The following is a 26845-nucleotide window of genomic DNA, read 5'->3' as shown; positions in this document are numbered from 1 at the left end:
GCAATCGCAGCCCATCTCTTCTGATTGATAGATTAATGCTTAAATTGTGCTTTCGCAGTTTGCTCAAGCTCTTCCATTTTTTGCTTCACAAAGTTGATGCGCTCTTCACCTTTGTACTGTTCACTTTCAGTGAGAATGGTAATGACGCCTTTGGCTACAAAACGTCTTTGTGCCACCTCTTCTTCAGTAGTGGCTCCAATGGGCAACTCAAAAACATTCCCAGAGCAATAACTATTCGGTGCGCCATTAAAGTCTTTTAACCACTCAGCAAAAGCTTCTGCACTGGCCGCTGCATTAGAACCACGAACGGCATCACGCAATATCTTTCTAAACAAATAAGGACCCGCATCAAACTTCGTAGGGTTCTCTAGAGCATGAATCGCAATGGGTCTTTGGCTAATGATGGCTTCATAGTCACCAGGCGCATATTGTGCCATCTTGTAATTTGGACGGGCTCTGTGGTCTGAAGGAATATCGACAATATCGTTTATGGTGTGATTTCCAAAACGCTCAGGCCTTCTTAATGCAACCTGGCCATCTAAGAAATCAATCGATTCATATCCGACTAACTCTTTCTTTCCAATACCACGTGTATCGATGCCAGGACCCATAACACGCCAACCAATCATCTTGCTATTAAAGTCATCGACAGGAACCGTCCAGCGAATGATATGAAAGCGGCTAAATAATTTTTTACGCGATCCATCTTCAGATGTGTAGGCATGCAAACTCAAATTGGGTAAGACCTGATGCTGAACACGGATAAACAATCTGTCATTATTCACACGACGCGCACCAGAGCAGGCTAAGCCCCGCCCACCATGAATTGGTACAAACTGCATATCTGGGTGAACTTCCATCGTCGGAGAGCCGACCTCATCAAACGTTGTGCCCTGAAAGTGGCCTCCTACTACGTTTTTAGCGGAATGTAATTCAGCGGTATGAAAGTTATCTGCAGCATTGTCTTGAACTTGTAACCAATTACAGTGCTGGAAATTGCTATAAGGAACGAGTTCATCACCGGGAGCTACTGTGAAATCAGACTCCCACTCTGGGAACGGAGGTTCTTTATCTGGAGCGCCCATATAGGCAAATACCAAGCCATTTCTTTCAAATGCTTTGTAGGCGCCCTGTTGAATGGAACAAGCATATTTTTCAGCTTCAGCTTCTTCACCTTTAGGAAAAGGTGCATTCAAGCAAGTGCCATCTACATCAAATACCATGCCGTGGTAACAACACTTAATGCCATGCTCTTGAATTTGGCCATACTCAAGCGAAGCGCCACGATGAACACAGTGCGCATGTAAGACACCAACGCTTCCACTACCATCACGAAACGCCACTAACTCTTCACCTAAGATGGTTAAGAATTTTGGTGTGTCGGTTAATTCAATAGACATACAGACGGGATGCCAAAAGCTACGCATGTATTCGCCCATTGGCGTGCCTGGACCTACTTCTGTGAGTTCCGGATCGTGACCAGAGACTTTATTAGTGTAGTAACCACCATAGGGAACTAATTTCTTTGGTTTTTCAGAAGTTCCTGCAGAGGCTCCGACTTTTTTCTCTGCTTGTTCCTGTTTACCTGACATTGCGTGCTTCTCCTGTTTTTTGACTGGTTTTATATACTTTGTATACTGTATACAGAGTATATAATATTTTTAAAGTAGGCGCAGTCTCAAAAACCCACCATTTCAGGTAATTAAATCCCCAAAAAGATGCTGTCTCAACTCAACAAACTTCCAGCTCGAACCGATTACGTTGAAGCGGTCTATAAGGCTTTACTTGATGCTATTAGCGATGGATCTCTACCGCCCAAAACCCGCATTACCCAGGAAGAAATTGCTGAGCAAATGAATATTTCTCGCTTACCTGTCCTGCAAGCTCTGCGCATGTTGAAAAATGATGGCTTTGTTGAAGATGCGCCTGGTAGAGGATTACAGGTTACTGCCTTAAATATTGAATGGATCGACAAACTCTATGAAGTACGTGGTGCACTGGATTCTTTGGCTGCAAAACTTGCAGCCCAAAAGAAATGTGTGATTGATCCGGCATTAATAAAATATGGCCGCTCTATTTCTGAAAAAGGAGATGTCAGAGCATTGATTGATGCAGATATCGCTTTTCATAGTGCGATCTATGAAGCCTCTGAAAACCCACTGATCGCCAAGAGCGCGCATTTACACTGGGCGCACCTGCGTCGGGTGATGGGTGCAGTGTTGCAATCCTCACGAGGCTCAACTATCTGGGATGAACATCAAGCCATTGCCGATGCCATTAAAAATGGCGATGAGCAAAAAGCTGCGGAGCTTTCTGAATTACATACTGTGCACGCAAGAAAAAATTTGATCCGCCAGCTTGAACAATCGATGTCAAGCAATTAAAAAATCCCAGTCATGCTGGGATTTTTATTTCTACTTAGTTATTTCTCCTTAGTTATTTCTAATTAAGTAAACATATCCGGCTGTTTATCTTTTAAATAGCCCCAGATTGGCTGAAAATGCAGCCACCCAATATACTCGCTACCCACGTGTTCGCGGCTATAGCGTGCAACTTCAGGTGGCAAAAGATTAGGCTTGATACCAGTTGCCTCAACTAACATCTGCTGCTTACAACAGCGCTCTAATGCAATAAACCAAAATGCTGCAGCTTCAATACTATGACGACTCATCGTTATCAAACCATGATTACGGTGAATAACCGCTTTTACCTTCTTCAAAGAACCAGCAAAGTGATAGCCAGCATTATCTTCAACAGCCACTTGACCGGCCTGCTCTGCCATCACCATATGATCTTCAAAGAATGCAGCCGCATCTTGTGAAATGGGATCCAATGGTTTACCAAGCGCAGCAAATGCCGTTCCATAAACGGTATGCGCATGACACATAGCAAGAATATCTGGATGCATTTCATGTACTGCAGCATGCAATACAAAACCGGCGCGATTTAATGCATGCTTACCTTCTACTAGATTACCTTCATGGTCTACCAAAATTAAGTTAGAAACTTTGACCTGATCAAAATGTACTGCCATTGGATTTGTCCAATATAGATTTGGATGCTCTGGATCACGAATCGTCAAATGCCCTGCAAAACCATAATCAAACTTCTCTAAAGCAAAGGCACGGCAAGCAGCAACCAAACGCTCTTTTAGATACTGGCGCTCTTGCGCAAAATTATCGAATTTAGGCTGATAAGGAAATATTTGCGATTGATCTTCAGGTTGATAAATGGACTCTCTTCCACCCAAGTCCAATTTACTTTCTTTCTCCATTACTTGAGCCATGTGAATTCCTTTTCGTATCAGCCTTGAGTCACCATCATGGTCTTTCTATGTGGTTTTGACAAACGATAAACATTCATCTATAGATGAATATAAATCATGTATATTCTATTTACATGAGAAAGATGCCAAATTATGTCCTTTTGCGGGCTTTTGAAGCAGCAGCGCGGCTTGAAAGCTTCACTTTGGCTGCTAAAGAACTCCATCTCACTCAATCAGCAATAAGCCATCAAATTAAAGAACTTGAAGATTATTTTGGCAAGCCCCTATTTTTTCGTAAGAATCGCAAGGTTGAACCCACCTTGGAAGGACGTCGGCTACTAGACTCACTTTCAAGAATATTTGATGTGATTGAAGCAGCCTGTACTGAAGTAACGCTTGCTCCAAACTCACAAGTACTTGCCTTACACTGTTCTCCCAGCTTTGCTGCAAAGTGGCTGAGCCCAAGGTTGCCAGAATTCATTAAAGCCAATCCCGACATTACGATTCGCATGACATCAGGTGCGGAACCAATTGATTTATTGCGTAACCAAGAAATTGATGTTGCCATCTCCTATCAATTTACCCATACAGGTCCAGGAATCACTTCTGTATCTTTAGGTGAAGAAAAAATTATTCCAATGTGTTCTCCGGAGTTAATCGACCCCACAGTTTCCGCAGAAGAATTAATGAGTAAATTAACGCTCATAGAGTCCTCTCTCAATCATCACACCTGGGAACGTTGGTTTGAAATCAACCATCTCCACAACCCCTCTTCTAGAAAGATGTCATTTGATCGTGCGGCGCTCTCAATATCAGCTGCAGTAGATGGTATTGGCGCCGTTCTTGAGAGCGTGCGATTTGCCGAACGAGAGCTCTCACGAGGAGAGTTGGTTGAGATAGGACAGCAAATCTTTTTACCCACTACTGATAGAACCCATTTTCTATCCTATCGATCTAATACTAAAAATAGTCAAAAAATTAAACTCTTTAATGAGTGGATTTTTTCTAAAGCAGGCGTGACTCCATAATGAAATCTCCTATCTTTCTTTTTATTCTGAGTGGTATCTGCTTTTCAACGGTGGATGCCATCGCCAAAATTCTGATTCAAGATATCAGCTTAATTACGATCATTTGGTCTCGATTTTTAGGCCAGACACTGATTGCAATTCCAATCGCTTGGTATTTTTTAGGTAGGAGGTTTTGGAAGACCGAAAACTTGAAACTACAACTATTTAGATCATGTTTACTAGTTGCAACCTCTGCTTTATTTTTCACTGGATTACATTGGCTTCCACTAGCCGAAGCATCAGCCATCACCTTTACAGCACCCATTTGGGTGGCCATCTTATCAGGGCCTATATTAGGCGAGCGAGTCGAACTCAAAGACTGGCTAGTTGCAGGTGTGGGGTTTTTAGGAATACTTTTTATCGCTAGACCGGGCTCAGCTATTTTTCATATCGCTGCAACGCTACTAGTACTCATGGCGTTTCTCAATGCCATTTTTCAGCTATCCACCAGAAAGCTAGTACAGGATTCAGCTTACACCACTTTCTTTTACAGCGGATTAGTAGGTCTTGCGATCTCTAGCATTTTGCTCCCTTATGCAGAACCATTGCCTTCGCTACCCACATTTCAATATGTCATATTGGGAATGATTGGGATTTTAGGTGGCATTGCACATCTTCTGATTGTGTTGGCATTCTATACAACACGCCCTTACAAATTAACCCCACTGGTTTATTTGCAATTACTTTGGGCCGTTGGATATGGCTACCTTATCTTTGGAGAGCTTCCTGACAGCTTAAGCATCGTCGGTATGGTCCTCATCGCCTCATCTGGAATATGGCTCATCTGGAACCATCGCACTCCATCTACTTATAATTTAGATAAGAAATAGTTTTTCCATTTCCCGTCGAAATTGAATCGCCTGCAAGCTGGCATCGTAATCAACATCAACCCAACATACTGGCTTACCAACGGAGATATCTTTATTGAGAATCATATTGTGAGCTAAGCCAATAGGCAGCGCTCCCAGCTTGAGTGAATCAGCAGCAGTCATGATCTTTCCATAAACCGTGAAGCCGCCCTCTCCATCTAACTTCTCTCCAGCTTTGAGGGTGCGCTTAGCAGTGGCCACAACATCACCCTTCCACTCACCAGTAGCTCCAGTTGCCTCCCCGCGAACTGCAATACTCGCAACGGAAATACCTAACTCCAAACCGATCAAGTGATACGGTTTATACATTGCGGCATATTTACCCGTGCTATCTGTTTTTAAACCATATTGAGAAAAACAATCGACTACATATTGACTCGGTGCTTCAAAAACTACATACACTCCCCAACGCAGATCTCTAAATACCGGACGACCATCTCTCTCAACCGAAGACACCACTTCAACAGTACCTTTTTGAGTCAGGATGCCACCTTCAGATACTGGCCGAAAAATATGTGGCAAATCATCTACTCCACAAGGTGGGAACTCCAAACCATTACTAGGGGGATTTAAATCACAAGCATTTGATACCGCAGCCATTTCAAGTGCTGACTTTGTTCCATCCAAAAATGAATTAAACATTTGTGGATTGAAATCACCCCCCGCTACCTGCTCTTTGGAAAAACCATAATGTCCCCAAACTGTCTCGGGTGTAGACTGATGATAGATTGGCAAGTATTTAGTACCCTTACCTGCACACACCACATCTAGGCCAATCGTTCTAGCCCAGTCTACTAATTCTGCAATCAGAGCAGGCTGATCACCCGAAGCCATCGAGTAAATGACGCCAGCCTCTGCAGCTTTACGTGCAAGCAAAGGTCCTGCTAAAACATCTGCCTCCACATTGACCATGATGATGTGCTTACGATGATCAAAACACAGTAAAGCATGACGAATACCAGCCGCCGGGCTACCGGTGGAATCGATTACGATATCAATATGCTCACTGGCAATCATTTTTTCTGCATCGTCAGTCACAAAGGTGGCTCCTGACTTAGCAGCATCTTGAAGTGACGTAGCGCTATATCGCGATGCATCCCAGCCCACACGAGCAAGAGATTCTTTCGCGCGCGTCGGAGATAAATCAACTACTGCAACTAAATGAATGCCTGGAGTCCTTGGCGCCTGTGAAAGATACATAGAACCAAATTTACCTGCACCAATAATGCCTACACGCACAGGATTATTATTAGCAGCCCGTGCTTTAAGCTTTTGAATCAGGGACATCAAAAATCTCCAGAAATCTTTTTCAGCGTTTTGAGATAGCGCTGTGCATTTTGAACATAGCGTCTTGCAATCGCTTCGATATCTGATATTTGCTCTGGGCTTAGAGTTTTGACTGCTTTGGCTGGAGAACCCAAAATCATTGAGCCGTCCGGAAACTCTTTACCTTCAGTAACCAGTGCCCCTGCTCCCACCAAGCAATGCTTTCCAATCTTGGCACCATTCAAAATCACTGCACCGATACCAATCAAACTGCCATCATCAACTTGGCATCCATGAAGCATGACATGATGACCAACCGTAACATTCTTACCAATGATGAGAGGGTAGCCAGGGTCAGTATGCAGAACTGAGGCGTCCTGAACATTGCTACCTTCCCCGATTTGAATGAGATCGTTATCGCCTCGAACCACCACTTTTGGCCAAATATTGGCATTGTGATGAAGCTCTACTTTGCCGATGACTTCGGCACTTTCAGCAACCCATGCACCCTCAGATAACTGGGGAGATATTCCGTCTAGTTCATATATGGCCATGACTCATTATAGGGATGAATCAGGCTATATATGCAAGCAAGTACTACCAGCTTGGCTCACGATCTGGTGTTGAAGAAATGCGATGCACACTTAAATCAGCACCTTCATATTCTTCCTCTTGCGACATCCGAATGCCCATGATGACTTTTAACCCACCATAGACTACAAAACCACCAACTACAGCAATGCCAACACCTATCGCACTACCAATTAATTGGCCGGCAAAGGTGATACCGCCAAGACCACCCAGTGCTTTAGTGCCAAAAATACCTGCCGCCAAGCCACCCCAAAGACCACATAAACCATGTAGCGGCCAGACACCTAATACATCATCGAGCTTCCAACGGTTTTGTACCAAGGTGAACATATAAACAAATAAAGCACCAGCAACTAAACCGACAAACAATGCTCCGATGGGATGCATTAAATCAGAGCCCGCACATACTGCCACCAATCCAGCAAGTGGGCCATTGTAGGTGAATCCAGGGTCATTGCGACCCACCACACATGCCGCTAAGGTTCCGCCAACCATCGCCATTAAAGAATTCATTGCAACTAAGCCACTAATTTTGTCGATCGTCTGCGCGCTCATCACATTAAAACCAAACCAACCTACCGCCAATATCCATGCGCCCAATGCTAGAAATGGGATGCTAGATGGCGGATGCGCTGAGACTTGACCTTCTTTGGTATAGCGACCGCGGCGAGCACCCAAAAGAATGATTGCGGGTAAGGCAATCCAACCGCCGACTGCATGCACTACGATCGAGCCCGCAAAGTCATGAAACTCCTCGCCAGTGAGCTCCTTGATCCAAGCCTGAATTCCATAGTGCTGATTCCAAGCAATCCCTTCAAAGAAGGGATATATAAAGCCAACTAATATGAAAGTAGCGATCAGTTGCGGATTAAATTTGGCTCGCTCAGCAATGCCCCCAGAAATAATGGCTGGAATCGCAGCAGCAAATGTGAGTAAGAAGAAAAACTTGACTAACTCATAACCATTCTTTTGGGCTAATAATTCTGCGCCCGAAAAAAAGTTCACACCGTAAGCGATGCTGTAACCAATAAAAAAATAAGCAATGGTCGAGACTGCAAAGTCCACCAAAATTTTAACTAGGGCATTGACTTGATTTTTCTTACGAACAGTGCCCAATTCTAAGAAAGCAAAACCCGCATGCATCGCTAAGACCATGACGGCACCTAGCAAAATGAATAAAGCATCACTCCCTGATTTCAAGACTTCCATGAAATTTCCCCTCTTTTTTATGCATCATTATGGGGAATACAAAAAACTGTTTAGGTAGAATACGCACTAAGATAGTGCATATTTCAATATTTAAGATGGTTTATGATTGATTTAAATACACTCCAAGGAAAACTAATGAAAAAAATCCTCGTTCTTTTAGCCGCTCTTGGCGCAATTTCTGGTGCTGTCCAGGCCCAGGAACAAATCAAAGTTTTGAGCACCCAGGAATTAGTGAACACTTGCAAACTTCCTGCAAGCCCAGAATCTCGTAGTTTTTGCATTGGCTACACCAGCGCAATTTATGACACCTATCTCGCAACACGTCACCCCCAGCGCGCTAGACCTTTTATTTGCGTCAATCAACCCGCACCAAAGCGTGACGATGTGATTGCTGATTTTGTGAAGTGGGTTGGGGAAAATCCACAGACTGCTGATAAGCCTGCTTCAGGAACTGCACTTGGTTACCTAGCAATGCGCTTTCCTTGTGGAAAAAAATAATCTAAGCGCACGAGCCTATACAAATTACATTCAGAGGATTAGTTGATATGAAAAAAATTATTGCAATTACCGCAGCAATATTAGCGATTACAGGTTGCTCTAACATGAGCAATACAGAACAACGCACTGTCTCCGGCAGCGCTATTGGTGCTACTGCTGGTGCTATCGGCACAGCCATTTTCCACGGTAACCCAATCTGGGGTGCAGTGGGTGGTGCAGCAGTGGGTGCAGCATCTGGCTATATCTATGATGCATACAAAAAGGAACAGGCTTCTGAATACAACGCTGGCTATGACGCTGGTAAAAACAAAAAGCCTGCTAACGCACCTAACTAAGTTTTCTGATGACAGACTCAACCAATTCTGTTGATTGATTGTTTTAAAAAACCCAGCTCGTATTAATTGACTAGCTGGGTTTTTATTTGAATTTCACCAGCCAGCGCCCTATGAATAGGGCATTTCTGAGCAATCTCTAAAAGACGCTCTCTTTGTTGATCATCTAGGTCACCCACCAGCTCAATATGTCGTGTCAATATTTCAACATCATTATGACGTTCGATATCTACAGTCACTATTGCATTTTTTAAGTTCATTGCTTTTCGCTCTGCATACATCTTTAAGGTCATGCTAGTGCAAGCTGCTAATGCTGCGCCTAAATATTCATGGGGTGATGGTCCTGTCCCACTTCCACCTTTTGAAATCTCAGCATCAGATAAATAATGTAAATCACCTGTACTCAGTTTTTGCTGGAGTGGACCCTCACCAAACTGTGACACTACTTTTCTCATAAGGACCTTTCAATATTTTTAAGTAATATATGTATTAAAACAATCTATTCTAGGTTTGCTTTACGACTGTGGCTTGGCACTTTTTTCTTGAACTGGTAAGCCTGCTTTTTTCCAAGCGCTAAATCCACCCTCTAAATGACAAACATCTGACAAACCCATGTTTTGTAAGGTCTGAGTGGATAGGGAAGAGCGCCATGCAGAGGCGCAATATAAAACGATACTCTTACCTTCCCCAAAAATGGGCTTGAAATAGGGGCTATCAGGGTCAACCCAAAACTCCAACATTCCTCTCGGGGCGTGAAATGCGTTCGGAATCATCCCCTCTCGCTCTAATTCGCGAACATCACGAATATCCACAAAAACCGTATTGGAATTGCCTAATAGTTGCTCCGCTTGCTCAAGCGTTAATGTTTCAATTTCCCCCATTGCCCGAGCAATCAGCTCTTGATATCCAATCTTTAATTTCACCATAATCTCCTTAAGTAACAACCTCTTTATGTATTGAAGCAACTGCTAATATTCTGCTATGAACTTTACCCCGACCGAACTAGTCGCAAGCATTATTTTTGCTATTGCCGTCTTGCATACCTTTTGTACTGGCTATTTTGAAATGCTTGCCAGTAAATCGCCAAAACATGCTGGTTTATGGCATTTACTAGGTGAAGTTGAAGTTGTCTTTGGTTTTTGGGCGGCCATTCTTGTTATCTATATGAGCTTTAATGAAAGCTTAGGTGCTGCTAAATCATTTTTAGATCGTCGCAATTTCACAGAACCCCTGTTTGTTTTCGCCATCATGATTGTGGCAGCGAGCAAACCGGTTCTCTATTTTGCTACGCAAATTCTTCATCACTTAGGCAAGGGTTTACAGACACTATTGCGAATTCGAAGTGCACCCGCTCTTTATTTCTTGACTTTAGCAGTCACGCCATTATTAGGATCTGTCATCACTGAACCAGCAGCGATGACGCTTGCCGCATTTTTATTGCGAGATCTGGTCTATAAAAACAAACCGTCAGCCACTTTAATGTTTGGAACGATTGGCGTTCTCTTCGTCAATATCTCCATTGGTGGAACACTGACTAATTTTGCTGCGCCTCCTGTACTCATGGTTGCCAAAACCTGGGACTGGAGCTCTGCTTTTATGTTTGCCAACTTCGGCATTGAATCTAGTATTGCAATTTTTATTAACTCGCTTGGTGCTACGCTCTTATTTCATCGTCAACTCCTTGATCCTCAAGATAGCAGCAAGCCCGAAAATATTCCCTTTACTGTGGTCTTTGTACACCTACTCTTTTTGCTTGGTATCGTGGTCTTTGCTCATGACATGATCATCTTTCTGTGGTTACTGCTTTTTTTTATTGGCTACACTACCGCCTATCCAAAACATCAAAGCCCATTAATTCTGAAAGAAGCACTCTTAGTTGGATTTTTCTTGGGCGGCTTAGTCGTCTTAGGATCACTGCAAGGGTGGTGGTTACAACCAACTTTACAAAGCATGAGTCCAACTGCAGTCTTTTACGGTAGCCTTGCACTGACTGCCATTACTGATAATGCTGCCCTTACTTATCTCGGCTCTTTAGTGACAGGCACTTCTCCCGAATTTAAGTTGGCTTTAGTAGGCGGTGCGGTTGCTGGTGGAGGATTAACCGTGATTGCTAACGCCCCCAATCCAGCGGGTATGGCCATTTTGCGGGACTACTTCCCTAACGCCAAAGTCTCAGCCCTGTACCTTTTAATAGCGGCTATACCGCCTACTTTGGTTGCTATTTTGGCTTTCCGCCTGAGTTAAAACCATATCCCGTAAAATCGGTGCTTCGCCCCCAGCTACAAACCTGAGAACGGCATATGAAAAAGCTATATATCAAGACCTTTGGTTGTCAGATGAACGAGTACGACTCGGGCAAGATGGCCGATCTTTTACATGCCAATGAGGGCATGGTCATGACGGATACCCCAGAAGATGCGGATGTCGTTCTACTTAATACCTGCTCGATTCGGGAAAAAGCAGAAGATAAAGTCTTTTCTGATCTTGGGCGCTTACGTGAACTCAAAAAAACAAAGCCTGATTTATTGATTGGTGTTGGTGGCTGCGTAGCCAGTCAAGAAGGTCAGCAAATTGTCAGTCGCGCTCCTTATGTCGATGTCGTGTTTGGTCCACAAACGCTTCATCGCCTCTCCGACTTAATTGCACAACGTCGTAAAACTGGTATCCCACAGGTAGATATTTCTTTTCCGGAGATAGAAAAGTTTGATCATCTTCCTGCATCACGCCAAACTCGGGGATCTGCTTATGTTTCCATCATGGAAGGCTGCTCGAAATACTGCAGCTATTGCGTGGTTCCTTACACGCGTGGCGAAGAAGTGTCGCGTCCATTTGATGACGTCTTAACTGAAGTTGCTAGCCTAGCTAGTCAAGGCGTTAAGGAAATTGTTCTGCTAGGTCAGAACGTCAATGCGTATTTAGGAAAGATGGGCAGTACTGATGAAATCGCAGACTTTGCCTTGCTGATTGAATATATCGCGGAAATTCCGGGAGTAGAGCGGATTCGTTTTACGACCAGTCACCCTAAAGAATTTACGCAGCGTTTAGTCGACGTCTATGCAAAAGTTCCCAAGCTCGTTAGTCATTTACACTTACCTGTGCAACACGGCTCTGACTCCATGCTATCTGCGATGAAGCGAGGCTACACTGCCCTTGAGTACAAGAGCATCATTCGTAAAATGCGCGCAGTACGCCCCGATCTCACATTATCGAGTGACTTTATTGTTGGTTTTCCTGGTGAAACCGAAGCTGACTTTGAAAAGTTACTGAAGATGGTTCAGGATCTGCAATTTGATAATAGCTTTTGCTTTATTTTCAGCCCACGCCCTGGTACCCCTGCCGCTAATCTTAGCGACGACACCCCATATGAAGTGAAGCTGAAGCGCTTACAAACTTTATTGGCCCTACTTGAAGGTCAAGCCAGCCAAATTAGCCAAAAAATGCTGGGTAGTCCCGAGAAAGTTTTAGTGGAAGGTCTGGCGAAAGATGGCGTTAATCTCCAGGGTCGCTGCGCGAATAATCGGGTGATTCATTTTATGGCAGAAAATCAAGATCAAGATGCACTCATTGGTAGCATGGTAGACATTGAAGTAACCGAAGTCCTCAACTACACTTTAAGAGGCGCACTTCTAAAAGCCCATGCCATCTCTATCTAAATCTAAACTCATGATTGAGCTTCAGTTTGCAAGTCCAGCGATTGAAGTGTTGGTGGCTACGCAAGCCTCTACCAGTTTAATCAAGAAATGGGTCAAAGCAGCAAGCCCTCCTAGCGGACAACTGACATTACGATTTGTGAATCTGGTTGAGGGTAAAAAATTAAACTGTGCTTTTCGGAAAAAAGATGCGGCTACGAATGTATTAACTTTTCCTTACGAGTTCACAAAATCAAATGTGCATGCCGATATTATTTTTTGTCTGCCAGTGCTACAAAAAGAGGCAAAAGTACAAGGTAAAACACTGAAAGCCCATCTAGCCCATTTAGTTGTACATGGCTGCCTTCATGCTCAAGCGCATGATCACGAAACAAAAAAAGATGCAGAAAAGATGGAGTCATCTGAAGTGCAAATTCTCAAAAAACTGGGCTTTTCTAATCCCTATTTAGATACCTAGACCTCATTTATGTGCGCAATTGAAAAATTGACATCTTTCTACGCTATTCTTACTATATGCCCGACCCCAATAAATCCCTCTTAGATCGCCTAACTGATTTTTTAACACCCCAACCAATTAGCTCTAGTGAGCGCCGTAAAGAGCTGATTGAAACGCTTCGTGAAGCCCAATCTGAAGGCTTGATTGATGCAGATGCCCTATCAATGATTGAGGGTGTATTTCAAGTGGGGCAACTTTGTGCACGTGACATCTTGGTACCCAGAGCCCAAATCGATTGGATTGATATCAATCGCAGTCTTGCCGAAATCATTCAGAGCGTCATTCAAGCAGCTCACTCACGCTTTCCTGTGTATGAAGGCAGCAAAGACAATGTGATTGGCATCTTATTGGCCAAAGATCTACTGCGGCATGCCACTGAAAAAGACTTTCAAGTACGTGACTGGTTAAGACCGGCTGTTTTCATTCCCGAATCAAAACGGCTCAGTATTTTATTGCGTGACTTTAAAGATAATCGCAATCACTTGGCAATTGTGGTGGATGAATATAGCGGTGTAGCAGGCATTATCACGATTGAAGATGTGCTTGAGCAAATCGTAGGCGATATTGAGGATGAGCATGATATTGATGAAGAAGCTGATAACCTTATAGCACTAGATAATGGTGATATCCGGGTCAAAGGGATTACAGAAATTGATCAATTTAATGAAACCTTAGGAACCCATTTTTCTCAGGATGAAATTGAAACAGTTGCTGGTCTAGTCATTCAACATCTGGGCAGAGTTCCAAAAGTAGGCGAGCTCATTTTGATCGATGGTATTGAATTTGAGATCTTGCGCGCCGATCCTCGTCAAGTGCATATTTTGCTTGCGCGCCAAATTCCTAAAAAAACTGACTGAGATTCATCTTGATTGATCAGCTTTCTCGCGATCGCCATCAAAGTATTCATTTTTTAGTGCTATTGATCTTGGGCGCCATTCTCGCAGGTGCTGCCGAATTACCTTATGGCGGTTGGATACAAATTCCAATTCTTAGCATCGTTTGGTGGTGGCTCAAGCAAGAAAATGTTGCTTCAGTAAGAAAAATGTTTGTATCTGGCCTCATATTTGGCTTGGGATACTTTGTGATTGGTCTGTGGTGGATTTACATCAGCCTACATGATGTTGGTGGTATGAACGTAGCGCTTTCATGTATGGCAGTCTTTTTGCTTTCTGCATACATGGCCATTTACTTCTCACTGGCTACGCTAACCATCTCATTACTGCATCAATCTCGCTTGACGGGCTTATTTTTAGCGGCGAGTTGGGTCATCATGGAATTTTTGCGTGGCTATATCTTTACTGGTTTTCCTTGGATGGGCCTTGCCGAAAGTCAATTGAATGGGCCTTTTGCACCGATCGCACCCTATTTTGGCGGCCTTGCTTGTACCTTCCTGGTCATTTGGACCTCATGGCAAATTTTGCAGGTCAAAAAACATCCCGCAATGAGTTTAGTGAGTATTGCAGCTGTGATTACCTTGTCTCAGGCAGCCGGGCTCATTGCCTTTACCAAACCATTTAGCGAGCCAATCACTGTTCGCCTTATCCAAGGTAATTTTGAGCAAACACTTAAATTTAATCCTGAATCCATTAGTCAGCAAATTGCTTTTTATACTGATGAAATAAAAAAAGAGGCAGCAAACCTCATCATTACTCCCGAAATCGCTTTTCCATGGCCACAAAATAATCTACCAACTGGTTTATTAAATTACTTACAAAATTTCTCTAACTTAAGTGCTAGTAATATCTTATTAGGACTAATTGGTGATGTACCTGGTAAAACAGGATTGCAATACACCAATCGCGCTACCGGCCTTTCACCAAATGCTGCCCCATACCAGTTCGATAAAGTGCATCTGGTTCCCTTTGGTGAATTTATTCCTCCAGGCTTTCGTTGGTTTGTGGATGCCTTTCGCGTACCAATGAGCGATTTTGCTAGGGGCAGTAGTGAGCAAGCGCCTTTTTCTATTGCTCGCTTAGGTCAAGCGGATATCAACGCGACAATAATGATTTGTTATGAAGATATCTTTGGGGGTGAATTAGCATCTCGTATCAGTAATCGTGAAAAACCGATTCATTTGCTCATCAATATGACTAATTTAGCTTGGTTTGGAAAATCGCAGGCCTCATCACAACAATTACGCCTAGCGCAGCTACGCTCACTAGAGACCGGTCTTCCTGCTCTTCGAGCAACCAATACCGGCATAACCTCAGTACTTGGTCCAGATGGAAAGGTACTGTCATCCATTCCTGAATTTACCCAAGCAAACTTAAGCGCTAAAGTTCAGGCCTACTCAGGCATAACGCCCTATGTTCGCTGGGGGAACTTCCCAATTTTGAGTATTTCTTGCATCCTAATGCTCTGGGGCCTGATTCGTCACAGACGTTTTTAGTCAGTTTTAACTACTAAGCTACCCTAGCCATGTAAAATCAATGGCTTAGCCAGGTTAATCATGCTTACTTTTCAGCAAATCATTCTCAAACTTCAAGATTATTGGGACCAACAAGGTTGTGCCCTATTGCAGCCTATTGACCTTGAAGTAGGTGCTGGCACTTCTCATACGGCGACTTTCTTAAGGGCTATCGGACCAGAACCTTGGAAAGCAGCTTATGTTCAGCCATCACGCAGACCAAAAGATGGTCGCTATGGTGAAAACCCAAATCGCTTGCAACACTACTATCAATATCAAGTTGTTCTGAAACCGGCCCCTGAAAATATTCTGGAGCTCTATCTTGGCTCACTTGCTACTCTTGGTCTTGACCTCAAAGAAAACGATGTGCGCTTTGTTGAGGACGATTGGGAAAATCCCACATTAGGTGCATGGGGCTTAGGCTGGGAAGTCTGGCTCAACGGCATGGAAGTGACGCAGTTCACTTATTTCCAACAAGTTGGTGGCTTAGATTGCAAACCAGTGCTCGGTGAAATTACTTACGGTATCGAACGCTTGGCAATGTACATTCAAAATTGTTCAAACGTGTTTGATCTTGTTTGGACGGATGGTATTTCTTATGGTGACGTGTATCACCAGAATGAAGTGGAGCAATCTTGCTATAACTTTGAACACTCAAATGCTGATTTACTGTTTGCCAACTTTACAAACTATGAAAGTGAAGCCAAGCGCCTGATGGAGGTGCCCTTAGCTTTGCCTGCCTATGAAATGGTTTTAAAAGCTGCTCATACATTCAATCTTTTAGATGCCCGCGGTGCTATCTCTGTTACCGAGCGTGCTGCTTATATTGGCCGTATCCGTAATCTTTCTCGCGCCGTTGCCCAAGCGTATTTCGAATCCCGTGAAAAACTGGGATTCCCAATGTGTCAACGCCAAGCTAATGCATAAGCAAGATCCATTTATGAGTCCAAGCCATTCTCTTTCCCAATCAGATAGTTTGTTGATTGAAGTATTTACAGAAGAACTACCCCCCAAATCACTCCGCCGTCTCGGAGATGCCTTTAGCGAAGGCATTTATGCCTCCTTGAAAGCCGCAGGATTAGCCTCTGACGCATCCAAAGTAACAGGCTTTGCAACGCCACGTCGCCTTGCAGTATTCATTACGGACGTGCTTAATCAGGCGCCCGATTACCCGGTGCGGGAAAAATTATTACCAACCAGTATTGCTTTTGGTGCAGATGGCAAAGCAACGCCACCCCTACTGAAGAAATTAGGCTCCCTAGGTTATGCCGATATTGATTTAGCTACCTTAGAAAAAGCCGGCGATGGAAAGAACGAAGCTCTCTATCTAAATGTTGTTGCCAAAGGTGCTGCTTTAGAGCAAACCGCTCAAATAGCACTTGAACAAACCTTAAATAAATTACCGATTGCAAAAATGATGCACTACCAAGTGCAGCAAAAAAATGGCGTACTCGCAGACGTACAGTTTGCACGCCCTGCACATCGGATGATTGCCTTACATGGTCAAAATATTCTCCATCTGAGCAGCCTAGGTATCGATGCTGGCAATCAGACTGAGGGTCATCGCTTCTTGGCGCCAAGCACAATCACTATTCACTCTGCCGATCAATATGAAGCAGACCTAGAAACTAAAGCTAAAGTCATTCCGAGCTTTAATAAGCGTCGCGCTCAAATTGCAGCAGCACTCCTCAAGGCTGCTGGCGACGACTTAGTTCTGATGCCCGATAGCCTTCTGGATGAAGTGGCTGCATTGGTTGAATGGCCTGCAGTCTATGAATGCCATTTTGATCAAGAATTCTTGGAAATTCCACAAGAGTGCTTAATTCTGACAATGCAAACAAATCAAAAATATTTTGCCTTAACCGATAAACAAGGGAAATTACGCAACCGTTTCTTAATTGTTTCTAATATTGAAACCAATAAACCCAACGCCATCATCTCGGGCAATGAACGTGTGATTCGGCCCCGTCTCTCTGATGCACGTTTTTTCTTCATGCAAGATCAAAAGCGGCCTCTAGCATCACGAATAGTAGATTTAGAGAGGGTGGTTTATCACAACCAATTAGGCAACCAATTAGATCGCACTAAACGCGTCCAAGGAATTGCCACTGGAATTGCGAAACAATTAGGTGTAGATGAAAAACTGGCTCATCGCGCAGCAGAAATTGCAAAAACTGACTTGCTCACCGATATGGTTGGTGAATTCCCAGAGCTTCAGGGCATTATGGGAAATTACTATGCCAAGCATGACGGAGAAAATGCGGAAGTAGCTGCTGCTTGTAGCGAGCACTACATGCCTCGCTTTGCTGGTGATGCTTTACCCCAGACTCAAACCGGTACGATTTTGGCTATTGCTGACAAGCTAGAAACTTTAGTTGGTATCTGGGGAGTAGGTCTAGCGCCTACTGGCGATAAAGACCCCTATGCACTGCGTCGTCATGCCTTAGGTATTTGCCGTTTACTCCTTGAAAAGAATCTTTCTTTAAGCTTACCTGCGTTAATTGAGCTGGCCCGTGCACAGTTCCCACAAAAGGAAGTTCAAGAAAAAGCCCAAGTAGCTGATATTTATGCCTTCATCATTGATCGCCTGCGTACTTATTTACGCGATCAAGCGATAGCAGGCAAACCCTTTACCAGTGCTGAGATAGATGCAGTGCTGAGTCAATCGCCTGCTCATATTTATGATCTGATTGAGCGCTTAACAGCATTGCGTGAATTCAATGCCTTAGCACAAGCACCTCAACTTGCGGCTGCCAATAAGCGTATTAGTAATATTCTGAAGAAAACAACCACTGCTATACCTGCGAGTTGCTCTCAGGGCTTATTACAAATCCCAGCAGAAACTGCACTCTTTAAAGCCTTGGAAGCAGTTACCCCAGCACTGAATAGCGCATACGACAAACGTCAATTTGTGGAGCTACTAAAAGCGCTAGTTTCCTTAAGCGCTCCGATTGATCAGTTCTTTGCAGATGTCATGGTGATGGATCCTAATCCTGAGCTACGCGACAATCGTCTAGCGCTCTTGCAACAACTTCACCAGAAAATGAATCTCGTTGCCGATCTCGGCAAATTAGCATGAGCCTAAGCTCTTCTAAACTGATTATTCTTGATCGCGATGGAGTGATCAATGAAGATCGTGATGATTATGTGAAGTCAGCAGATGAGTGGGTCCCACTTCCAGGAAGTTTGGAGGCTATTGCCCTTCTCAATCAAGCTGGATATCAGCTTGCAATTGCAAGCAATCAGTCTGGCCTAGCAAGAGGTTTTTTCACGATCAATGATTTACATACAATGCATGCCAAGATGGATAAGCTACTCAAACCCTTGGGTGGTCATATCGATAGTATTTTCTTTTGCCCGCATGCTGATTCTCATGGCTGCGATTGTCGTAAACCTCTTCCAGGTCTGATGAAGGAAATTGCCCTTCGTTATAAAAAAGCAGAGAGCGTTACCCCATTACTCGGAGTACCCATAGTAGGTGACTCTTTACGCGATCTACAGGCGGGTATTGCCCTGGGCGCGACACCTCACCTAGTACTTACTGGCAAGGGTGAAAAAACGTTGGCAAAGGGCACTCTACCCGAGGGAACAAAGATACATGCTGATCTCATGGCTTTTGCCCAGGCAGTGCTAGAAGATAAGGTTTAAGGTAATGCTATTGATACGCTCAACTCTCTTTGCCTTGTTTCTACTGATCTTTACCCCGATCTGGTCAGTTTTATGTATGCTAGCTTTTCCATTTCTGAGTCCTGAAAATCGCTATAGCTTCATTGGTATTTGGAACAAAGTCGTGATTTATGTGCTCCAACATTTATGTGGCATCCATTATGAAATCCGCGGAATGGAAAATATGGAAGCAGCTCTAAATGAGCGCGTAGTCATTCTGAGTAAGCATCAGTCTGCCTATGAAACTATTGCTTATATCGCTTTACTACCGAAACAACTTTGTTTTGTATTTAAGCGTGAATTACTCTGGATACCTTTTTTTGGCTGGGCCTTAGCCTTGCTGAAGATGATTCAGATCAATCGTGCCAGTAAACAAACTGCCGCTCTATCCGTGGCGAGCCAAGGGCGTAAACGTCTGAGCGAAGGCAAGTGGATCATGCTCTTTCCTGAGGGTACAAGAACACCTATAGGATCTAATAAACCTTATCGCAAAGGCGGCGCACGCCTTGCGAGCGCAACGGGCGCACTCGTTATTCCGATTGCGCACAATGCAGGGCGTTTTTGGCCTAAAAATAGCTTTCTCAAAAAACCAGGAACTGTGATCTTCTCCATTGGTCCAATCATTCGCTCAGATGGAAAGTCTGCCGAAGCACTACAACAGGAAGTCGAAGGTTGGATTGAATCGGAAATGCGCATCATAGATCCAAGCGCATATCAGTAAAGCCTGCACAGCTAGATTAAGCGGCTAGAATTTTTGCCCACTCGATATAACGATCTACTGAAATATCTTGAGCTCTAGACTTAAGCTCTACCTCGCTTAATTTCAATCGATCCGAAAATAACTGTAAATTGGTGCGAAGCATTTTCCTTCTTTGGGAGAATGCTGCTGCAACAACTTTCTCGAGAGATTTCCACTGGGCACTATTCAGACTGAAATCCTGACGCGGAATCATCCGCACTACTGCTGAGTTCACTCTTGGTTGGGGATCAAAAGCTTCAGGTGGCACCTCTAATACCTGCTCCATGTCATAGCGTGCTTGTAACATCACCGATAACCTACTGAAATCTGAACTCCCAGCTGGAGCAACCATACGCTCTACTACTTCAGCCTGCAACATGAAAACCTGCTCGTCAATCTCATTGGCTGCGCTTACCAAATGGAATAGTAAAGGGGATGAAATATTATAAGGTAAATTACCGACTACTTTACAAAGACCTAGTCTGCCTGATCGTTGCTTAGCCCATTCTAAGAAATCAAATTTCAGAGCATCGCCCTCGATGATCTTCAGCCCTTTTAAATTTTGGTCATTCCAATAAGCTACTAAATCACGATCAATTTCTAACAAATCCAATTGATCTAAATTACTCAATAAAGGCCTAGTTAAGGCGCCAAGGCCTGGGCCAATTTCAATGACATGCATATCATCGCTAGGCTGAATCAAAGTAACAATCGAATGAATAATGCCGCCATCTTGTAAAAAGTTTTGGCCGAAACGTTTACTTGCACGATGCATTATTGAGGATGTCTTCTCTGGTTCATCGCTAATTGATAAGCTAGGCGTAAAGCCTGCAGCATACTACCGGGGTCAGCAGTACCAGAGCCTGCAATATCCAAAGCCGTGCCGTGATCTACTGAAGTACGAATCACTGGCAAACCTAAAGTGACATTCACTCCACCGCCAAATGTAACGAACTTAAAAGGTGCAAGTCCTTGATCGTGATACATCGCAATAAATGCATCCACTCTCTCTAAAGCTGTTGGATCAAACATGGTGTCACCGGGATAAGGCCCTGATACTGCGATACCTAAACTCTGAGCCTCTTTAATCGCAGGAGCAATTACTTCAATTTCCTCGCGTCCTAAATAACCAGATTCGCCTGCATGCGGATTCAAACCTGCCATACGGATCATTGGGTTTGTAATCCCAAAGCGGTCTTGTAAATCTTTAGCAACAATTTGGATGGCACTTAAAATCAAACTTCGATTGAGGGTGGCTGCAACTGCCTGCAAAGGAATATGAGTTGTCACTAAGGCAACGCGAAGATCTCTTGGCTGCTTGATGCCCAAGAAACCTTTAGGTAATGGAGCACAGAGCATCATCACTACCTGCCCTACACCACAAGCTTGTGCCAAATATTCGGTATGTCCAGTAAATGGAATACCCGCATCATTGATCACACTTTTTTGAACAGGAGCAGTCACCATGGCATCAAAGCGCTGCTGTTTACAGCCCTCTAGCGCTAGATCTAATAACTTGATGACATAAGCTGCATTATCTGAATTGAGTATTCCAACTTGAACGGGGCTTTGCAGTTCTACAATCTCAAACTTCAGACGTGCCAATACATTTGGATTCAATTGCTTTGGCATAGAAAACAAATCAGAAGCGCCAAGTAAAGTAATCTCGGCATCTTCTTGCTCAGCTAAGAAAGTGGCGGCAGCACTTAAAGAAACTTCTGGCCCAATTCCAGCTGGCTCGCCAGTAGTAATGACGAGATTAAGGGGCGCTGGATGCGGCATCTTCTGAGTTCAGAATTTTCACCGTAGCACTATCACGTAATTCACGAATCCAATCCATGTATGCCTGTTCATATTTACGTTCACGAATATTAGCGCGGGCAAACTGTCTTTGCTTTTCGACGGTAAGCTGCCCTTCGCGACGCTCCATCACCTGGATTAAGTGCCAGCCAAACTCTGATTTAACAGGATCACTAACCTCACCAATTTGGAGGCGATTCATGGCCTGCTCAAACTCAGGAACCAAATCACCTGGACTCATCCAGCCGAGCTCGCCACCATTAGCTGCCGAACCATCTTCTGAAAATTTCTTGGCTAAATCAGCAAAATCAGTGGTCTTGGCGCGCACTTGATCTCGGAAGCCTTGTAAGCGTCTTTCAGCATCCTGATCAGTCAATCCAGTACGAGTGCGAAGCAGTATGTGCCGTGACATAGTTTGGGTAATGGAGATAGCTTTAGGTGGAGTTAAAACAATCTCTGGGGGAGGAGCTTCTTGCACAGGCGCCATCTCCACCAAAGTTCTACGGTCCAACACCTTAAGGATATGAAATCCTGCTGGGCTTTTCACAACCGCTTTAGCAGTTTGGCCACTACCTATATTACGAACGGCATCATAGAACAATTGTGGCAGCCGATCTGAGGTACGATAACCAAGCTCCTGAAATTTGATCTTCGGGTTTTCTTTCGCGGCAGCACTACCTATCTGCATAAAGTCTCCATCACCTCTAGCAGAGGCTAGAAGGGCATCAGCTTTCTTTTTGGCTTCTGCCTGTGCACTAAGGCCTGCACCAGTATCAACAGGAATGAAGATCTGAGCTAAATTAATTTCTTCTGGTCCAGTGCTAGATACAGGTGCTGGTGAACTCGGCTTAACTCCTTGTACTCCAATGGCACGCGCACGCTCCGCAATAAAATTATCAACCTCAGCGTCAGAAATTTTAATTCGAGCATCGACCTCGCGCTCACGAAAACGAGTAAGAACGACATCTACTCGTAAATTTTCTTGATATCGCTCAAATGCGAGACCAGATGCAACTACTCTAGTCTTGAATTCTGCGAGACTTAATTGATTTTTTGCAGCAATATCATCAATAATTTTTTCTAATTCTTTATTAGTGACTCTGATGCCTTCCTGCTCAGCGCTTTGCAACTGAATTTTTTCAACAATTAGGCGCTCTAATACTGCTTTTCTAAATTCAGTAGCATCAGGCATTTTAGTACCCTGCTTTTGCAAAGCGGCAACGCGATCATCAATTTCCCTACGAGTAATGAAACCGGTATTGACTACTGCTGCGACACCATCAATATTCCGAATCTTGTTATCTGCAGGAGCAGCGGCCGGCGCAGGTATAGTAGTAGGAGTAGGAGATGCAGTTTTACGACTCGCATCTTGAGCATAAGACGAGCCCACTAATGCTGAGCTGATCAGCAAAAAAGCGCAAGCAACATAGCGCCGTAGATGTTTCTTACAAAAGATCATTGGTATTTCTCATAAGTTGAGGCGGGCAATGGCTTAGGTGTAGGTAAGTAACCAGGAACATTTAACTTCATCAAATCTACAGGGTTATCTCCCGCAACACCAAGACCTCTGAATTCAATTTGAAACAAGATTTGGGTTGTCGTATTGTTATTTAATAGTAATTGAGAATATGCGCTGCGGAAAACAATACAGTCACGGATATACTCAACTGCTAATAAGGTATTCAAAGTCTTGGTTGTAAGCGAATCATACCCCCAACGGCCAACTAAAGAAATCTCTCTTGTAACCGGCCATTGACCAGAAATATTATATTGATCCGTCGTTGTTCCGCCTGGTGTTCCAACAGGATTAAATGGAGATGGCTGGATAGGTGGCTGCCAAACATTGCGATAACCGAAATTAAGACTACGGCCAGGAGTTGGGCGCCAACTACCACCAACGGTTGTCTGTACAAAGCGATTTAGTTGGGTGTTGTATTGGCCAAAAACATCGGCATTGAAATTACCCATAAAACGCACCGATGCAGCAGCTAAGGTGTCGGAATAGGCTGTTGGGCTAGCGATATTGCCAGTCAACCCAACTTGCTGTGCCGTGAACTGTTGTTGCTGAGCAAGAGTGATAACTGCCCTTTCTGCGCCCGTATTCGATTCTGTAATTCGACTAGTCAGACCAACGGTTACCTTATTGCTATCTGAGACACGGTCGTTACCAATAAAAGTGTTTTCACTATAAATTTGTCCAATACCAAATCCCTGATCTGCCGTATCAAATAAAGGGGTATTTGCTTGGTTTACATAAGGCGTATATACGTACAAGGCACGTGGCTCAAGACTAAGCAACATATTCTGGCCGAAAAAACTACCCATCTCAAAAGCATCCCTTTCGAATGCCAAACCAGTATCCAAACTAACGGTCGGTATTAAGAAGCCTTGGGCTGGCAAATACCCAGGCTGATAAGCCGTTGCACTATAGTTATTGGACTGAAGACTTAACTTAGGGCGGATATAGTAACCAGGCGTTACTGTCGGATACTCCAAAACACCTTTCACTACGGTGCGATCTGCTTGACTAAAAATACCAGGCGCCGTATTCGGAATACTACTTGCAATGTTGTATGAAAACCGCGAGAAATCAGTTGATACCATCGAAGTAGGGCCAGTAGGCAAAGTGATATAGCGTCCATCAGTCCCTGAAGCTGGTGGCACCAAATTGCTACGATAGATTGCTGTCACTTGAGGCAGAACGTTATATGGCGCCCCAACTGTACTAGGTAAGTTGGGTTGCAGCGTCTGGAAATTTAATGCTTTAGCAGAAACCGTCCAATTACTCAATCTATCTGGAAGTTGCGATACTGCACCAAGCTCTTGGCGGAACTGACTTGTCACAGCACCTGCCACCGTTTGCGAAAAGTCAGTTGGATAGGCATTATCTGAAACTTTAGCGGCATTGATATAAGCATTAACTGAACCCGGACCGCCCATTGGTGATCCCAACAAAGTTTGGCGTTGCTGCCAGTCATAACGCCAACGACTAATTCCGCCTGCCTTTTGATCGCTTGGCAAATAGTCACCCATCACGTTGCCGTTATAGGTGGTATCAATAAATCGATAGCCGACACCCAGTTGCACTCCGCGTTGACTCATGTAACGCGGCATGATTGTTAAGTCACGATTAGGGGCAATATTGACATAGTAAGGCTGGGTAATATCAATACCATTCTTGGAGTTATATCCAGCAATCGGAGGAAGAATACCTGAGCGCCTCTCTCTTCCAGTGGGCAAACTAAAGTAGGGAACATATGCGATAGGCACATCAAAAAGATGCATTACCCCATCCTTTCCCGTCATTTCTTTCCGCTCGTTATCAATCTCAATTTTACTAGCAGTGAAATACCAGTCTAAATTTTCAGAAGTACAAGTGGTATAGGTTGCTTTATCAAAAACAAACACATCACCACTTTCAATAGTCAGTTTTTTTGCTTTTCCACTGGCACGACTATCGCCAATTTCATAAACAGGGCTTTCCATTTCCCCTTCACGAGCATCAACTGTTAAACGTGCATTGGGGCCTTTGAAATTAGCATTACCTTTAATCAGCTCTGCATTACCAATTAATCTAGCAACATCAGTGTCTGGGTTATAAATAATTTCATTGCCTTTAGCAACTGTGCCATTGCGTCGAATTTGGGCACGATCTTTTAATCGCATTTCGCGATCTACAACTCCTTCAATTGAATCGCTAGAAGTAAAAGTAAGAGCCTTGCTATCTTCAATAGGCTGGCCAACTCTAAGCTGGTCATCTAACTTCAAAATCGTCACATTGCCACGATCTGGCAAGATTGGTGCAGCCTCTGCTGACCTGGACGAGAATGGCAATGGTGGGGGTGTTTGAGCGCTTGCCAAGAATGTAAATTGGAGCAACGCCAACCCCAACATTGCGCGCAGGGTTACAGCTATAAAAAGAGGGGCGCAAAGACCAGCGCAACGGCGATAATGACTCATAGTTCCAGACCCGTCTTATTATACGAATCGACCATGATTGACGCACGCTTAAACACCCTTATTCAATGGCTAAAAGGCCTTGAGCCTAGCTGGCAATTGGATCTTGGCTCTCTATGCCCCGCTTCTGCTGATGCAAGCTTTCGCCGATATTTCCGAATTAAGAGTAAAAACCCTCAATTTACTACGTTCATTGTGATGGATGCCCCTCCTCAGCATGAGCCATTAGACGCCTTTATTCAGGTCGATTTATTGCTCTCAGAAGCAGGTCTAAACGTACCTAAAATTCTCGAAAAAAATATTAATGAAGGCTTTCTTTTATTAAATGATCTTGGCACTAAAACGTATTTAGCAGAGCTTAATGGGGAGACGGCAGATCATCTGTATCAAGATGCAGTACATGCTTTAGTGCAAATGCAATTGGCCAGCAAACCCAATGTATTGCCAAACTATGATGAGACCCTCCTGCAACGTGAACTAGATTTATTTCCTGATTGGTATTTAAAAAAACATCTAGGGATTGATCTGAGTGAAGTACAGCGAGCCCAACTCAAAAAGTCTTTTGAACTCATTATTCAAAATAATTTAGCGCAAGCAAAAGTGTATGTCCATCGTGACTATCATTCGCGTAATTTGATGGTAACTGAAATGAATAATCCTGGGGTGATCGATTTTCAGGATGCTGTGTATGGACCCATTACTTACGATGCATCCTCTTTATGGAAAGATGCCTATATCGCATGGCCAGAAGAAAAAGTGATTGACTGGGTCATTACATTTTGGGAAGAAGGTCGTAAAGCTGGCTTGCCAATGCCCAGTGATTTTGGACAGTTCTACCGCGATTTTGAATGGATGGGTTTACAGCGCCATCTCAAGGTTCTTGGTATTTTTGCAAGACTATTTCATCGCGATGGCAAGGATGCTTACCTTAAAGATATTCCGCTTGTACTTGAATATGCAATTGCCACTGCCAATCGTTATATTGAATTAAAACCATTAGCGCGTATTTTAGAAGCGACTCGTCCAATTTAAA

26 protein-coding genes are annotated in these 26845 nt (G+C 43.8%); 15 read left to right on the top strand and 11 right to left on the bottom strand.

The genetic code is table 11. The features are described 5' to 3' along the window. Positions 1-32 precede the first annotated feature (32 nt). Entirely contained in the window at positions 33-1592 is a 1560-nt protein-coding gene (locus ABWP14_RS07700; protein ID WP_353202394.1) for a Rieske 2Fe-2S domain-containing protein, read from the bottom strand. A 126-nt stretch (positions 1593-1718) separates the two neighbouring features. On the opposite strand from ABWP14_RS07700, the gene ABWP14_RS07695 reads away from it, so the two are divergent. Then, positions 1719-2384, top strand: a complete 666-nt coding sequence (locus ABWP14_RS07695) for a GntR family transcriptional regulator (RefSeq protein WP_353202393.1) — start codon at positions 1719-1721, stop codon at positions 2382-2384. Positions 2385-2446: 62 nt separating this feature from the next. Here ABWP14_RS07695 and ABWP14_RS07690 read toward each other — a convergent pair whose 3' ends face one another. Further along, positions 2447-3286: a class II aldolase/adducin family protein gene (locus ABWP14_RS07690; RefSeq protein WP_353202392.1), complete on the bottom strand. Its 840-nt coding sequence runs from the start codon at positions 3284-3286 to the stop codon at positions 2447-2449. Positions 3287-3399: 113 nt separating this feature from the next. On the opposite strand from ABWP14_RS07690, the gene ABWP14_RS07685 reads away from it, so the two are divergent. Next, a complete protein-coding gene (locus ABWP14_RS07685; protein ID WP_353202391.1) occupies positions 3400-4293 on the top strand; it encodes a LysR substrate-binding domain-containing protein in 894 nt (297 codons plus the stop codon). Continuing rightward, on the top strand, positions 4293-5162 hold the full coding sequence (locus tag ABWP14_RS07680; protein WP_353202390.1) for a DMT family transporter: 870 nt from the start codon (positions 4293-4295) through the stop codon (positions 5160-5162). The genes ABWP14_RS07685 and ABWP14_RS07680 overlap by 1 nt, the downstream gene beginning before the upstream one ends. Here the strand turns inward: ABWP14_RS07680 and ABWP14_RS07675 are convergent. The 3 genes from ABWP14_RS07675 to ABWP14_RS07665 are packed head-to-tail and all read right to left on the bottom strand — an operon-like array spanning position 5148 to position 8267. Then, positions 5148-6488 carry an NAD(P)H-dependent oxidoreductase gene (locus ABWP14_RS07675; protein WP_353202389.1) on the bottom strand — a complete coding sequence of 447 codons (1341 nt, stop codon included), beginning with the start codon at positions 6486-6488 and terminating at the stop codon, positions 5148-5150. The genes ABWP14_RS07680 and ABWP14_RS07675 overlap by 15 nt on opposite strands. Beyond that, positions 6488-7021, bottom strand: coding sequence for a gamma carbonic anhydrase family protein (locus ABWP14_RS07670; protein ID WP_353202388.1), 534 nt, complete (start codon positions 7019-7021; stop codon positions 6488-6490). Before ABWP14_RS07670 ends, ABWP14_RS07675 begins: the two co-directional genes overlap by 1 nt. A 43-nt stretch (positions 7022-7064) precedes the next feature. Continuing rightward, the gene (locus ABWP14_RS07665) at positions 7065-8267 is read right to left on the bottom strand and encodes an ammonium transporter (protein WP_353202387.1); all 1203 of its coding nucleotides are present in this window, start codon (positions 8265-8267) and stop codon (positions 7065-7067) included. A gap of 135 nt (positions 8268-8402) precedes the next feature. Between ABWP14_RS07665 and ABWP14_RS07660 the strand changes: the two genes are divergently transcribed. Both ABWP14_RS07660 and ABWP14_RS07655 read left to right on the top strand, forming a co-directional pair. Further along, positions 8403-8765 carry a Rap1a/Tai family immunity protein gene (locus tag ABWP14_RS07660; RefSeq protein ID WP_353202386.1) on the top strand — a complete coding sequence of 121 codons (363 nt, stop codon included), beginning with the start codon at positions 8403-8405 and terminating at the stop codon, positions 8763-8765. A 47-nt stretch (positions 8766-8812) separates the two neighbouring features. Further along, a complete protein-coding gene (locus tag ABWP14_RS07655; RefSeq protein ID WP_353202385.1) occupies positions 8813-9100 on the top strand; it encodes a YMGG-like glycine zipper-containing protein in 288 nt (95 codons plus the stop codon). A gap of 62 nt (positions 9101-9162) precedes the next feature. On the opposite strand, the gene ABWP14_RS07650 is transcribed toward ABWP14_RS07655, so the two are convergent. Next, positions 9163-9552, bottom strand: coding sequence for an OsmC family protein (locus ABWP14_RS07650; protein WP_353202384.1), 390 nt, complete (start codon positions 9550-9552; stop codon positions 9163-9165). Between the two features lie 60 nt (positions 9553-9612). Next, positions 9613-10020 (bottom strand): rhodanese-like domain-containing protein, encoded by a 408-nt coding sequence (locus tag ABWP14_RS07645; protein ID WP_353202383.1) that lies wholly within the window; start codon positions 10018-10020, stop codon positions 9613-9615. A gap of 58 nt (positions 10021-10078) precedes the next feature. Between ABWP14_RS07645 and ABWP14_RS07640 the strand changes: the two genes are divergently transcribed. From ABWP14_RS07640 to ABWP14_RS07600, 9 genes are read left to right on the top strand one after another with little or no spacing between them, the layout of a single operon-like run. Further along, complete coding sequence (locus ABWP14_RS07640; RefSeq protein WP_353202382.1) at positions 10079-11341, top strand: putative Na+/H+ antiporter; 1263 nt, start codon at positions 10079-10081, stop codon at positions 11339-11341. Between the two features lie 56 nt (positions 11342-11397). Further along, the gene (gene miaB / locus ABWP14_RS07635; RefSeq protein WP_353202381.1) at positions 11398-12750 is read left to right on the top strand and encodes a tRNA (N6-isopentenyl adenosine(37)-C2)-methylthiotransferase MiaB; all 1353 of its coding nucleotides are present in this window, start codon (positions 11398-11400) and stop codon (positions 12748-12750) included. Further along, the gene (ybeY, locus tag ABWP14_RS07630) at positions 12734-13204 is read left to right on the top strand and encodes an rRNA maturation RNase YbeY (protein WP_353202380.1); all 471 of its coding nucleotides are present in this window, start codon (positions 12734-12736) and stop codon (positions 13202-13204) included. Before miaB ends, ybeY begins: the two co-directional genes overlap by 17 nt. Positions 13205-13260: 56 nt before the next feature. Next, complete coding sequence (locus ABWP14_RS07625) at positions 13261-14100, top strand: CorC family transporter (RefSeq protein ID WP_353202379.1); 840 nt, start codon at positions 13261-13263, stop codon at positions 14098-14100. 8 nt (positions 14101-14108) lie between these two features. Next, positions 14109-15632, top strand: coding sequence for an apolipoprotein N-acyltransferase (lnt, locus tag ABWP14_RS07620; protein ID WP_353202378.1), 1524 nt, complete (start codon positions 14109-14111; stop codon positions 15630-15632). Between the two features lie 60 nt (positions 15633-15692). Further along, complete coding sequence (glyQ, locus tag ABWP14_RS07615; RefSeq protein ID WP_353202377.1) at positions 15693-16577, top strand: glycine--tRNA ligase subunit alpha; 885 nt, start codon at positions 15693-15695, stop codon at positions 16575-16577. 13 nt (positions 16578-16590) lie between these two features. Beyond that, complete coding sequence (gene glyS, locus ABWP14_RS07610) at positions 16591-18729, top strand: glycine--tRNA ligase subunit beta (protein WP_353202376.1); 2139 nt, start codon at positions 16591-16593, stop codon at positions 18727-18729. Then, on the top strand, positions 18726-19298 hold the full coding sequence (gene gmhB / locus ABWP14_RS07605; RefSeq protein WP_353202375.1) for a D-glycero-beta-D-manno-heptose 1,7-bisphosphate 7-phosphatase: 573 nt from the start codon (positions 18726-18728) through the stop codon (positions 19296-19298). Before glyS ends, gmhB begins: the two co-directional genes overlap by 4 nt. Before the next feature lie 4 nt (positions 19299-19302). Next, on the top strand, positions 19303-20037 hold the full coding sequence (locus tag ABWP14_RS07600; RefSeq protein WP_353202374.1) for a lysophospholipid acyltransferase family protein: 735 nt from the start codon (positions 19303-19305) through the stop codon (positions 20035-20037). A 16-nt stretch (positions 20038-20053) separates the two neighbouring features. On the opposite strand, the gene rsmA is transcribed toward ABWP14_RS07600, so the two are convergent. Genes rsmA through ABWP14_RS07580 form a run of 4 tightly spaced genes read right to left on the bottom strand, consistent with a single transcriptional unit; the run spans position 20054 to position 25815 of the window. After that, positions 20054-20830: a 16S rRNA (adenine(1518)-N(6)/adenine(1519)-N(6))-dimethyltransferase RsmA gene (gene rsmA, locus ABWP14_RS07595; protein WP_353202373.1), complete on the bottom strand. Its 777-nt coding sequence runs from the start codon at positions 20828-20830 to the stop codon at positions 20054-20056. Further along, entirely contained in the window at positions 20830-21837 is a 1008-nt protein-coding gene (gene pdxA / locus ABWP14_RS07590) for a 4-hydroxythreonine-4-phosphate dehydrogenase PdxA (RefSeq protein WP_353202372.1), read from the bottom strand. Before pdxA ends, rsmA begins: the two co-directional genes overlap by 1 nt. After that, a complete protein-coding gene (locus ABWP14_RS07585; RefSeq protein ID WP_353202371.1) occupies positions 21815-23314 on the bottom strand; it encodes a peptidylprolyl isomerase in 1500 nt (499 codons plus the stop codon). The genes pdxA and ABWP14_RS07585 overlap by 23 nt, the downstream gene beginning before the upstream one ends. Beyond that, positions 23311-25815, bottom strand: coding sequence for an LPS-assembly protein LptD (locus tag ABWP14_RS07580; protein ID WP_353202370.1), 2505 nt, complete (start codon positions 25813-25815; stop codon positions 23311-23313). The genes ABWP14_RS07585 and ABWP14_RS07580 overlap by 4 nt, the downstream gene beginning before the upstream one ends. Before the next feature lie 33 nt (positions 25816-25848). On the opposite strand from ABWP14_RS07580, the gene ABWP14_RS07575 reads away from it, so the two are divergent. Beyond that, positions 25849-26844 (top strand): aminoglycoside phosphotransferase family protein, encoded by a 996-nt coding sequence (locus ABWP14_RS07575; protein WP_353202369.1) that lies wholly within the window; start codon positions 25849-25851, stop codon positions 26842-26844. The last annotated feature ends 1 nt before the right edge of the window (position 26845 follow it).

Origin of the sequence: Polynucleobacter sp., assembly GCF_040400325.1 — a bacterium.
GTDB lineage: Bacteria > Pseudomonadota > Gammaproteobacteria > Burkholderiales > Burkholderiaceae > Polynucleobacter.
This window is presented reverse-complemented; position numbering and strand designations above follow the sequence as displayed.

What these genes read in the sequence shown, in the direction of transcription:
- ABWP14_RS07700 (WP_353202394.1), bottom strand. Translation starts at nt 1,592, where the DNA reads ATGTCAGGTAAACAGGAACAAGCAGAGAAAAAAGTCGGAGCCTCTGCA.
- ABWP14_RS07695 (WP_353202393.1), top strand. Translation starts at nt 1,719, where the DNA reads ATGCTGTCTCAACTCAACAAACTTCCAGCTCGAACCGATTACGTTGAA.
- ABWP14_RS07690 (WP_353202392.1), bottom strand. Translation starts at nt 3,286, where the DNA reads ATGGCTCAAGTAATGGAGAAAGAAAGTAAATTGGACTTGGGTGGAAGA.
- ABWP14_RS07685 (WP_353202391.1), top strand. Translation starts at nt 3,400, where the DNA reads ATGAGAAAGATGCCAAATTATGTCCTTTTGCGGGCTTTTGAAGCAGCA.
- ABWP14_RS07680 (WP_353202390.1), top strand. Translation starts at nt 4,293, where the DNA reads ATGAAATCTCCTATCTTTCTTTTTATTCTGAGTGGTATCTGCTTTTCA.
- ABWP14_RS07675 (WP_353202389.1), bottom strand. Translation starts at nt 6,488, where the DNA reads ATGTCCCTGATTCAAAAGCTTAAAGCACGGGCTGCTAATAATAATCCT.
- ABWP14_RS07670 (WP_353202388.1), bottom strand. Translation starts at nt 7,021, where the DNA reads ATGGCCATATATGAACTAGACGGAATATCTCCCCAGTTATCTGAGGGT.
- ABWP14_RS07665 (WP_353202387.1), bottom strand. Translation starts at nt 8,267, where the DNA reads ATGGAAGTCTTGAAATCAGGGAGTGATGCTTTATTCATTTTGCTAGGT.
- ABWP14_RS07660 (WP_353202386.1), top strand. Translation starts at nt 8,403, where the DNA reads ATGAAAAAAATCCTCGTTCTTTTAGCCGCTCTTGGCGCAATTTCTGGT.
- ABWP14_RS07655 (WP_353202385.1), top strand. Translation starts at nt 8,813, where the DNA reads ATGAAAAAAATTATTGCAATTACCGCAGCAATATTAGCGATTACAGGT.
- ABWP14_RS07650 (WP_353202384.1), bottom strand. Translation starts at nt 9,552, where the DNA reads ATGAGAAAAGTAGTGTCACAGTTTGGTGAGGGTCCACTCCAGCAAAAA.
- ABWP14_RS07640 (WP_353202382.1), top strand. Translation starts at nt 10,079, where the DNA reads ATGAACTTTACCCCGACCGAACTAGTCGCAAGCATTATTTTTGCTATT.
- miaB (WP_353202381.1), top strand. Translation starts at nt 11,398, where the DNA reads ATGAAAAAGCTATATATCAAGACCTTTGGTTGTCAGATGAACGAGTAC.
- ybeY (WP_353202380.1), top strand. Translation starts at nt 12,734, where the DNA reads ATGCCATCTCTATCTAAATCTAAACTCATGATTGAGCTTCAGTTTGCA.
- ABWP14_RS07625 (WP_353202379.1), top strand. Translation starts at nt 13,261, where the DNA reads ATGCCCGACCCCAATAAATCCCTCTTAGATCGCCTAACTGATTTTTTA.
- glyQ (WP_353202377.1), top strand. Translation starts at nt 15,693, where the DNA reads ATGCTTACTTTTCAGCAAATCATTCTCAAACTTCAAGATTATTGGGAC.
- glyS (WP_353202376.1), top strand. Translation starts at nt 16,591, where the DNA reads ATGAGTCCAAGCCATTCTCTTTCCCAATCAGATAGTTTGTTGATTGAA.
- gmhB (WP_353202375.1), top strand. Translation starts at nt 18,726, where the DNA reads ATGAGCCTAAGCTCTTCTAAACTGATTATTCTTGATCGCGATGGAGTG.
- ABWP14_RS07600 (WP_353202374.1), top strand. Translation starts at nt 19,303, where the DNA reads ATGCTATTGATACGCTCAACTCTCTTTGCCTTGTTTCTACTGATCTTT.
- rsmA (WP_353202373.1), bottom strand. Translation starts at nt 20,830, where the DNA reads ATGCATCGTGCAAGTAAACGTTTCGGCCAAAACTTTTTACAAGATGGC.
- pdxA (WP_353202372.1), bottom strand. Translation starts at nt 21,837, where the DNA reads ATGCCGCATCCAGCGCCCCTTAATCTCGTCATTACTACTGGCGAGCCA.
- ABWP14_RS07585 (WP_353202371.1), bottom strand. Translation starts at nt 23,314, where the DNA reads ATGATCTTTTGTAAGAAACATCTACGGCGCTATGTTGCTTGCGCTTTT.
- ABWP14_RS07580 (WP_353202370.1), bottom strand. Translation starts at nt 25,815, where the DNA reads ATGAGTCATTATCGCCGTTGCGCTGGTCTTTGCGCCCCTCTTTTTATA.
- ABWP14_RS07575 (WP_353202369.1), top strand. Translation starts at nt 25,849, where the DNA reads ATGATTGACGCACGCTTAAACACCCTTATTCAATGGCTAAAAGGCCTT.